This window comes from Streptomyces sp. NPDC048417 (assembly GCF_040651615.1).
GTDB lineage: Bacteria > Actinomycetota > Actinomycetes > Streptomycetales > Streptomycetaceae > Streptomyces.
Window position 1 is genome coordinate 25,654 of sequence record NZ_JBEZKI010000057.1, and the last position, 8,924, is coordinate 34,577.

Sequence of the window (8,924 nt, forward strand, 5' to 3'; positions counted from 1 at the left end):
ATGCGAGGCGGCCCCGTCCGCCGTCCTCGCCGTCGTGCCGACAGCGCCGTTGCGGCGGCCGGGCGTCAGGGAACGTAACAGCGATGTAAGCGCGACGAAAGACCTTGCAGCAAAAAAGTGCAAGAGATCTCCGAAGTTATCCGGGCGTGACCTCTCGGCGACCGTCGTGAGACGCTTGCTTGCTGCTTGTTTACGGCGGTAGAGCGCTACGAGGGCCACTTGTGCAAGACTCTGCAAGCTCTTGCCATCACGTTTCACGAGGGAGTGCGATGACGCAGCAGCCCGCACGGGGCCGCCCCCCAGGCCGCATCAGGCGCCCGATCGGTGTGCAAGGGGACATACGGCCGGTACAGTCCAGTGCCGTGACCACACGGCTTGCCGACATCGCAGCGCAGGCGGGGGTGAGCGAGGCGACCGTCAGCCGGGTCCTCAACGGGAAGCCGGGCGTCGCCGCCACCACCCGCCAGTCCGTGCTCGCCGCGCTGGACGTACTCGGCTACGAGCGTCCGGTACGGCTGCGACAGCGCAGCGAGGGCCTGGTGGGGCTGATCACCCCCGAGCTGGAGAACCCGATATTCCCGGCGCTGGCGCAGGTCATCGGGCAGGCGCTGACCCGGCAGGGCTACACCCCCGTGCTCGCCACCCAGACCCCCGGCGGTTCCACGGAGGACGAGCTGACCGAGATGCTGGTGGACCGCGGGGTCGCGGGCATCATCTACGTCTCCGGCCTGCACGCCGACACGACCGCCGACATGCAGCGCTACGAGCGGCTGCGGGCGCAGGGCGTGCCGTACGTCCTCGTGGACGGCTTCTCGCCCAAGGTGCAGGCGCCGTTCATCTCCCCCGACGACCGGGCGGCGATGACCCTGGCGGTCACGCATCTGGCGTCCCTGGGGCACACCAGGATCGGCCTCGCCCTCGGCCCGAAACGCTTCGTCCCCGTGCAGCGCAAGATCGAGGGCTTCGTACGGGCCGTGCAGGACCAGTTGGGGCTGCCGGCCACGGTGATCGAGACCGAGCTGGTCCAGCACTCCCTCTACACCCTGGAGGGCGGTCAGGCGGCGACCACCGCGCTGATCGACCGCGACTGCACGGCGATCGTCTGCGCCAGCGACATGATGGCCCTCGGCGCGATACGGGCGGCCCGGCAGCGGGGGCTGGACGTCCCCAAGGACATCTCGGTGGTCGGTTTCGACGACTCCCCGCTGATCGCCTTCACCGACCCGCCGCTCACCACGATCCGCAAGCCGGTCCCGGCGATGGGGCAGGCCGCGGTGCGCACCCTGCTGGAGGAGATCGGGGGGACGCCGGCTCCGCACAGCGAGTTTGTTTTCATGCCGGAACTCGTGGTACGCGGTTCTACGTCAGCAGTACCTGCGAAGTAGTCGCCCCGCGGTAGGACATGCGCGGCGAACCCGACCTTGGGATGATCTGTCGAAGATGTCTTTTCTGGCAGACTCTGTGCCTATGAGTGACTCGACCGTGACAGAGCCGGAAGGTCGCGCACCACAGACCCTTCCGCGGACCGTCACGGGCGAAGGAGAACGGGGGCTCCTGCGCCGGCTGCGCACGCCGCGCCGGCCCCGGCTCTGGTTCGAGATCCTGCTGATCGCGGTGAGTTACTGGACCTACTCGCTCATCCGCAACGCGGTCCCGGAGCAGAAGGCGCAGGCGCTGCGCAACGCGGACTGGATCTGGAGCGCCGAGCACCATCTGGGGATCGCCGTCGAGAACTCGGTCAACCACGCCGTGAACTCGGTGACTTGGCTGATCATCGGGATGAACTACTACTACGCGACACTGCACTTCGTGGTGACGCTGGGTGTGCTCGTGTGGCTCTACCGCAGCCATCCCGGCCGCTACGCGGCGGCCCGCCTCGCCCTCTTCGCCACGACGGGCGTGGCCCTCCTCGGCTACTACCTGTTCCCGCTCGCCCCGCCGCGGCTGATGTACGGCGGCGGCTTCGTCGACACGGTGATGCTCCACCACACCTGGGGTTCGATGGCCTCCGGCGACCTCAAGCACATGTCCAACCAGTACGCGGCGATGCCGTCCATGCACATCGGCTGGTCCCTGTGGTGCGGCCTGACCGTCTTCGCCCTGGCATCGGTGCCGTGGGCACGCGTCCTGGGCCTCCTCTACCCGACGGTGACCCTGCTGGTCATCGTCGCCACGGCCAACCACTTCTGGCTCGACGCGGCGGGCGGCATGCTCTGCCTGACCTTCGGCCTCACCCTGGCAGGCCTGTGGTACGGCACGCTGCCCCACGCATTGCCGAAACAGGCGTAGCCCGGCGGGCGGCCGGGGCACGCACGGCCGGTCCGCGGTTCACTCCTTCCGGTGTGTCACGTACCCCCCGGTCACCGTCAGCCGTACCGGTGATTGCGTCAGCTCGTCCGCCGGGGCTGTGACCGCCGTTTCGATCCGACCGGTGCCGGTGGCCGTCCGCGTGCTCCCGCAGCCCCGCCACCACGTCCAGGACATGCCGTACCGCCGCGTCCCCCACGCAGGCCCCGACCCGCGGCCGACCGAGGTCCTGGCCGCGGGGGCGGACCGGGCCTCCGAGGTGGTCTGGCGGGGCTCATGAACCACGCGCGGGTCATGCTCGGTCAGCGACCGCCGCCCGCAGCGCGTCGAGGAACGCCTCCCGCGCGGGCTGCGGCGGCGCGGTCTCCCGTACCGCCACATGGATGGCGCGCACCGGCACGGGGTCGCGCACTTCCCGTACGACCACGCCCGGATGTCTGCTGCCGAGCCCCAGCCGGGGCACCAGGCTCACCCCGAGCCCGGCGGCCACGAACCCCTGCGCGGTGACGTAGTCCTCGCTGTCCACGACGAACCGGGGCCGGAACCCGGCGGTCTCGCAGGCGTCGAGCTGTGCGTCCAGACAGGGGCCGGGCCACTCGCTGCCGACGAACGCCTCGTCCGCCAGCTCCGTCAGCCGCACGCTGCGCCGGCCGGCGAGCCGGTGCCCGCGCGGCAGCACGGCGAGATAGGGGTCGTCGAGCAGCCGTACCAGCCGTACGCCGCTCTCCGGCCGGCCCTCGGCCCGCACCAGGAGCGCCAGGTCCGCCCGGCCCTCCTTCACGTCGGCCAGCGGCTCCTCGGAGTCGCGGGACAGCCGCAGTTCGAGCCGCACCCCGGGGTGTTCCGCGCGCAGCCGGGCGACCGCCGGGGCGACCAGGGCCGCCCCCGCCGTGGCGAAGTACCGCACCGACAGCCGCCCGGTGCGCCCCGCGAGCAGGTCGGCCAGGGCGGTCTCGGCCTCGGCGACCTGCCGGGCCACGGTGTCGGCGTACTCGGTGAGCAGCAGCCCGGCGGCGGTGGGCCGCACCCCGCGCCCGACCCGCTCCAGGAGCGCGGCCCCGGCCTCCTTCTCCAGCGCGGCGATCTGCTGGCTCACCGCGGAGGGCGTGTAGCCGAGGGTGGCCGCCGCGCCGGTCACCGATCCGTCGGCCACCACGGCCCGGAGCATCTGCATCCGTCGCACATCCAGCATGCAGCACAGCTTAACAGTGTGTGCACAACCTTTCACTTGTCCTGATGAGTCGGGGCGGGCACGGTGGAGCCATGCCTCTCGCCTCGACCGTCCGGATGGCCGCCCTGGCCCTGCTCTGGGGCTCCGGTTTCCTCTGGATCAAACTCGCCCTGAACCACGGCCTGTCCCCCGCCCAGATCACGATCGTCCGCTGCGCCCTGGGCACCGCCGTGCTGGCCCTCCTGGCCCGCAGGGCCGCCCAGCACCTCCCGAACTCCCGCGCCCTCTGGGGCCACTTGGCGGTGGCCGCCCTGTTCTGCAACGCCATCCCCTTCGCCCTGTTCGCGCTGGGCGAGCGGTCGGTCGACTCGGGTGTCGCGGGCGTCCTGAACGCCACGACTCCGCTGTGGTCCCTGCTCATCGGCCTCGCCGTCGGCACCGACCGCGGCCTGTCCGGCACCCGCCTGACCGGCCTCCTCGCGGGCTTCGCCGGTACGGTCCTGATCTTCGCGCCCTGGCACCGCTCGGGCCTGCTGAGCTGGGGCGCGCTGTCCCTGCTCGGGGCGGCGGCGAGCTACGCGGTGGCGTTCGCGTACATGGCCCGCCATCTCACCGGCCGGGGCGCCCCGTTGGCGGTCTCGGCCGCCCAACTCCTGATGGCGACGGCATGGAGCACGCTGGGGCTGCCGTGGGCGGGCCCGGCGAGCGCGGACCTGACCGGCGTCCTGGCGGTCACCGCGCTCGGCGTCCTGTCGACGGGCGTCACCTTCTACCTCAACTACCGCCTGATAGCCGACGAGGGCGCGACCAGCGCGGCAACCGTCGGCTACCTGCTGCCGGTGGTGTCGGTGGCCCTGGGCGCCCTGGTCCTGGACGAACACATCGGTCTACGAGTTCTGGCGGGCATGGCGGTGGTCCTGGGAGGAGTGGCTCTCACACGCCGCCAACTGGAGCGCCCCACAAGGGGCGCGGGGCCGTATACATCAGCGGCTCCGCCGCGGAGCGCGATCAGCCCCCACGCACCCGCACCCGAAACACGGCCGAACACGCCCGGATCAAACTCCTACGCCCCGTAAAAGAGCTCCTCCACAACCACCCGCGCCCGCCGCGCGGTCCGCCGGTACGCATCCAGCATGTCCCCCGCATGCCCGTCTCCGTACCCCAGATACCGGCCCACCGCGGCCAACTCCCGGCTCTCCGGAGGAAACGTGTCGCCGGCCCGCCCCCGCACCAGCATCACCGCGTTCCGCACCCGCGTGGCCAGCACCCACGCCTCATCCAGTATCGAGGCCTCCTCGGCCCCCAGCAGCCCCGCCGCGCACGCCGCGGCCAGCGCCTCGCGGGTCCGGGTGGTCCGCAGCCCCGGCTCGGCCCAGCCGTGTCGCAGCTGCAGCAGCTGCACGGTCCACTCGACGTCGGACAGCCCGCCCGGCCCGAGCTTGGTGTGCAGCTTGGGGTCGGCCCCGCGCGGCAGCCGCTCGGACTCCATACGGGCCTTCAGCCGCCGGATCTCGCGTACCGCGTCCTCACCGAGCCCCTCCGCCGGATACCGCAGCGGATCGACCAGCTCGATGAACCGGCGACCCAGCTCCTCGTCCCCGGCCACCGGTTCGGCCCGCAGCAGGGCCTGCGACTCCCACACCAGGGACCACCGGCGGTAGTACGCCTCGTAGGACTTGAACGTACGCACCAGCGGTCCGGACTTGCCCTCGGGCCGCAGGTCGGCGTCGATCAGCAACGGCGGATCGGCGCTGGGGATCTGGAGCAGCCGCCGCATCTCGGAGACGACCTTGTTCGCCGCGTCGGCGGCCTCCCGCTCGGCCACGCCCTCCCACGGCTCGTGCACGAACAGCACGTCCGCGTCGGAGCCGTAGCCCAGCTCGTGCCCGCCGAACCGGCCCATGCCGATGATCGTGAACCGGGTCGGCAGGGTGTCGCCCCAGCCGTCGCGGACCACCGCCCGCAGGGTCCCGGCCAGGGTCGCCGCCGTGAGGTCGGAGACCGCGCCGCCGACCCGGTCCACCAGGGCGCCCTGGTCGGCCTCGGCGGGATTGGTCTCGGTGCCGTAGGAGTCGACGATGTCGGCGGCGGCCGTACGGAACAGCTCGCGGCGGCGGACGCCACGCGCGGCCCGGACCCCGTCCTCGGCGTTGTCGGCGCGGCCGACGGCGGCGAGGATCTCCCTTTCCAGCTGGGCGTGTTCGCGGGGTTCGAGGCCGCCGCCGGGGCCGCCGCCATCCCGGGCACCGTCGCTGTCGCCGAGCAGGGCGACCGCCTCGGGGGCCCGCATCAGCAGGTCGGGGGCGAGCCGGCCGGCCGACAGCACCCGGGCGAGGTTCTCGGCGGCGGCGCCCTCGTCCCGCAACAGCCGGAGGTACCAGGGGGTCTTGCCGAGGGCGTCGGAGACCTTGCGGAAGTTCAGCAGGCCCGCGTCCGGGTCGGCGGAGTCGGCGAACCAGCCCAGCAGGACGGGCAGCAGGGTGCGCTGGATCGCGGCCTTGCGGGTGACGCCCGAGGCGAGGGCCTCCAGGTGGCGCAGGGCGGCCGCCGGGTCGGCGTAGCCGAGCGCCTCCAGGCGTTCCCGGGCCGCCTTCGGGCTCAGCCTGGCCTCGCCGGTGGCGAGTTGGGCGACCGCGTCGAGCAGCGGGCGGTAGAAGAGCTTCTCGTGCAGGCGTCGTACGACACCCGTGTGCCGCTTCCACTCGCGGATCAGCTCGGTCTCCGGGTCGGTGCGCAGGCCGAGCGAGCGGCCGAGGCGGCGCAGGTCGGCCTGGTCCTCGGGCACCAGGTGGGTGCGGCGCAGCCGGTAGAGCTGGATGCGGTGCTCCATGGAGCGCAGGAAGCGGTAGGCGTCGTCGAGTTGCGTGGCGTCGGCGCGGCCGACGTAGCCGCCGGCGGCGAGGGCCTGGAGGGCGACGAGGGTGGTGCCGGAGCGGATGGTGGCGTCGGCCCGTCCGTGCACCAACTGGAGGAGCTGGACGGCGAATTCGACATCGCGCAGGCCGCCGGGGCCGAGCTTCAGCTCGCGGTCGATCTGGGCGACGGGGATGTTCTCCACCACCCGGCGGCGCATCTGCTGCACGTCGGCGACGAAGTTCTCGCGCTCGGCGGCCTTCCAGACCAGCGGTTCCAGGGCGTCGATGTACTCCTGCCCCAGTTCGCGGTCGCCGGCGACCGGGCGGGCCTTGAGCAGGGCCTGGAACTCCCAGGTCTTGGCCCAGCGCTGGTAGTAGGCGAGGTGGCTGCTGAGGGTGCGCACCAGCGGGCCGTTCCTGCCCTCGGGACGCAGATTGGCGTCGACCGGCCAGATCGAGCCCTCCACCGTGGTCTCGGAGCAGATCCGCATCATGTGCGAGGCGAGCTTGGTGGCGGCGCGCAGGGCCTTGGCCTCGTCGGCGCCGGCGGCGGCCTCGCCGACGAAGATGACGTCGACGTCGGAGACGTAGTTCAGCTCGTGGCCGCCGCACTTGCCCATGGCGATCACCGCGAGCCGGCAGTCTGCGGCGTCCTCGGGCGCGGCGCGCTCGGCCAGGGCGAGGGCGGCGCGCAGGGTCGCGGTGGCGAGGTCGGCGAGCTCGGCGGCGGTCTCGGCGACGTCGGTGGTGCCGCACACGTCCCGGGCGGCGATGGACAGCAGGCAGCGCCGGTAGGCGACCCGGAGGCCGACCGGGTCGTCGGCCTCGGCCAGGCCGCGCTCGAACTCCGCCACTCCGGGGTGCAGGTCCCGGGGCTCGTAGGTGACCAGGGCCTCCCAGTCGCGCGGATGCCGGGCCAGGTGGTCGGCGAGGGCCGCGGAGGCGCCGAGGACGCCCAGCAGGCGGTCCCGGAGCGGCTTGGCCGCTATCAGGGTGTCGAGCAGCTCGCGGTGGGCGGTGGGGCCGGGCTGGGCCTCCAGCAGCCGTACCAGGCCGTGCAGGGCGAGATCCGGGTCGGCGGTGGCACCCAGTGCCTCCAGGAGGACCGGGTCGTCGCGTACGGCCGCCAGTTCGGGGCTGTCCAGCAGTCGCTCGGCGGCGGAGGCATCGGTGAAGCCGTGCCGCAGCAGTCGCGTGAAGGTACTGCTCCTGCGCCCCGGCGTCATCCGCGGCCTCCCCAGGGATCGAGAACCGGATCAAGGTCGTCCACGCCAGAGCCTAACCGCAGACCCTGCCACGGGCGCCGATGAGTTTCCGGCGGGATCGTGGTCTGTACCGGGTCCGCACCGGCAGGAAACCGAAGGAGGCATCATGCGTGAACCCGAGGGTGTGCTGGACGACCGCTACAGCAGCCCCGGCGCCCGGGCGCACGCCTGGTCCGAGGCGGAGAAGCTGCTCACCGGCGCCGAGCTGTTCTGGCTCTCCACGGTTCGGCCGGACGGGCGGCCGCATGTCACCCCGCTGCTCGCGGTGTGGCACCACGGCGCCCTGCACTTCAGCACCGGCCCCGGCGAACACAAGGCGCACAACCTCGCCGGGAACCCGCACGTGGTCCTGACCACCGGCACCAACAGCTGGGCCGAGGGGTACGACCTGACCGTCGAGGGCGGGGCGGTGCGGGTCACCGACGAGGGCCGGCTGCGCGAGCTGGCGGCGGCCTGGGAGGCGAAGTACGGCCCCGTCTGGCACTACGAGGTGGCCGACGGCTGCTTCCAGCACGGGCCCGGCCGGGCCCTGGTCTTCGCGGTACGGCCCCGCAAGGTCCTCGGCTTCGGCAAGGGCGAGCTGTTCAGCCAGACGAAGTGGACCTGGGCAGACTAGTGCTGTGCCCGGAAAGGTCTGCCGGAAGCTCGCGGCGTCCGGTGCGGTGCATCGCAAGGAGCCTCCGCCAACTTGAAGGCACGGGTCAAAGGGCTGGCGTGACGGTCTCCCGAGGTTCTCACGCTGGTCGGAGGCGGCAGTCTCCGGGGTAGATCGTCTGTCAGCGGTTGACTTCAAGATTCGTCAGGACGAGCAGGGCGCGCAGGAGGTGGGTGGCGCAGGTGGTCTCCGTGCTCACTCGCAAGTCCAGTGCGTCGCGCAGTAGTTCCGGTCAGGAACCCGAGCTGCCGCAGCATCGTCGTCCTTCCGCCATCCCGACGGCGGCATCTGCCTCGGCGACGCTCTCCCAGCCCTTCTGCTTGAGTACAAACGCGGCGACGAGGGCGGCGACCACCAAGAAGGCGGCGGAGATGTGGAACGCCGTCCGGACGAGCGCGGTCACCGGGCCCGACGGCGGCTACCGTCTCGACGTGCCGGGCCCCGGCTCGTACGTCCTGATCACCTCGGCCGGAGGTTCCGCCGACGCCAATAGCGGCGGCGGTTCTCCTGTCCGGGACCGGTCTCGATGTTCTGCCCGTTCTGTTCTTCAGGGCCGGTGACCCGGCACCGCCGGTCTCAGGACCAGGCGATCTCGCCATGGCGGTCGATGAAGCGTCCGGTGCCGGCACCGGGCCCCTCGGTGGCGAGGGCGACGATCGCGTCCGTGCCCT

At 72.2% G+C, this 8,924-nt stretch carries 8 protein-coding genes and 1 pseudogene; 5 read left to right on the plus strand and 4 right to left on the minus strand.

What is annotated here, in order from left to right:
• The first annotated feature begins 362 nt into the window (after window positions 1-362).
• From AB0D59_RS49020 to AB0D59_RS49030, 3 genes are all read left to right on the plus strand, one after another.
• The gene (locus AB0D59_RS49020; protein WP_362579023.1) at window positions 363-1,385 is read left to right on the plus strand and encodes a LacI family DNA-binding transcriptional regulator; all 1,023 of its coding nucleotides are present in this window, start codon (window positions 363-365) and stop codon (window positions 1,383-1,385) included.
• 82 nt (window positions 1,386-1,467) lie between these two features.
• Window positions 1,468-2,289 carry a phosphatase PAP2 family protein gene (locus tag AB0D59_RS49025; protein WP_362579026.1) on the plus strand — a complete coding sequence of 274 codons (822 nt, stop codon included), beginning with the start codon at window positions 1,468-1,470 and terminating at the stop codon, window positions 2,287-2,289.
• A gap of 142 nt (window positions 2,290-2,431) precedes the next feature.
• Window positions 2,432-2,587 (plus strand): hypothetical protein, encoded by a 156-nt coding sequence (locus AB0D59_RS49030; RefSeq protein WP_362579029.1) that lies wholly within the window; start codon window positions 2,432-2,434, stop codon window positions 2,585-2,587.
• Window positions 2,588-2,599: 12 nt separating this feature from the next.
• Here AB0D59_RS49030 and AB0D59_RS49035 read toward each other — a convergent pair whose 3' ends face one another.
• A complete protein-coding gene (locus AB0D59_RS49035; RefSeq protein ID WP_362579031.1) occupies window positions 2,600-3,499 on the minus strand; it encodes a LysR family transcriptional regulator in 900 nt (299 codons plus the stop codon).
• A gap of 71 nt (window positions 3,500-3,570) precedes the next feature.
• Here AB0D59_RS49035 and AB0D59_RS49040 point away from each other — a divergent pair, with 71 nt between their 5' ends.
• Window positions 3,571-4,554: a DMT family transporter gene (locus tag AB0D59_RS49040; RefSeq protein WP_362579034.1), complete on the plus strand. Its 984-nt coding sequence runs from the start codon at window positions 3,571-3,573 to the stop codon at window positions 4,552-4,554.
• Here the strand turns inward: AB0D59_RS49040 and AB0D59_RS49045 are convergent.
• Complete coding sequence (locus AB0D59_RS49045; RefSeq protein WP_362579037.1) at window positions 4,542-7,559, minus strand: bifunctional [glutamine synthetase] adenylyltransferase/[glutamine synthetase]-adenylyl-L-tyrosine phosphorylase; 3,018 nt, start codon at window positions 7,557-7,559, stop codon at window positions 4,542-4,544. The genes AB0D59_RS49040 and AB0D59_RS49045 overlap by 13 nt on opposite strands.
• 145 nt (window positions 7,560-7,704) lie before the next feature.
• On the opposite strand from AB0D59_RS49045, the gene AB0D59_RS49050 reads away from it, so the two are divergent.
• Window positions 7,705-8,214, plus strand: coding sequence for a pyridoxamine 5'-phosphate oxidase family protein (locus AB0D59_RS49050; RefSeq protein ID WP_362579040.1), 510 nt, complete (start codon window positions 7,705-7,707; stop codon window positions 8,212-8,214).
• A gap of 271 nt (window positions 8,215-8,485) precedes the next feature.
• Here the strand turns inward: AB0D59_RS49050 and AB0D59_RS49055 are convergent, their stop codons facing one another.
• Together AB0D59_RS49055 and AB0D59_RS49060 are read right to left on the minus strand one after the other, a co-directional pair.
• A complete protein-coding gene (locus tag AB0D59_RS49055) occupies window positions 8,486-8,656 on the minus strand; it encodes a hypothetical protein (RefSeq protein ID WP_362579043.1) in 171 nt (56 codons plus the stop codon).
• Between the two features lie 173 nt (window positions 8,657-8,829).
• A pseudogene (locus AB0D59_RS49060) lies at window positions 8,830-8,924 on the minus strand (short-chain dehydrogenase); the annotation flags it as partial.

Bases quoted from the DNA above. Each gene is read 5' to 3' on its own strand.
- AB0D59_RS49025 (WP_362579026.1), top strand. From the start codon at position 1,468: ATGAGTGACTCGACCGTGACAGAGCCGGAAGGTCGCGCACCACAGACC.
- AB0D59_RS49050 (WP_362579040.1), top strand. From the start codon at position 7,705: ATGCGTGAACCCGAGGGTGTGCTGGACGACCGCTACAGCAGCCCCGGC.
- AB0D59_RS49045 (WP_362579037.1), bottom strand. From the start codon at position 7,559: ATGACGCCGGGGCGCAGGAGCAGTACCTTCACGCGACTGCTGCGGCAC.
- AB0D59_RS49035 (WP_362579031.1), bottom strand. From the start codon at position 3,499: ATGCTGGATGTGCGACGGATGCAGATGCTCCGGGCCGTGGTGGCCGAC.
- AB0D59_RS49040 (WP_362579034.1), top strand. From the start codon at position 3,571: ATGCCTCTCGCCTCGACCGTCCGGATGGCCGCCCTGGCCCTGCTCTGG.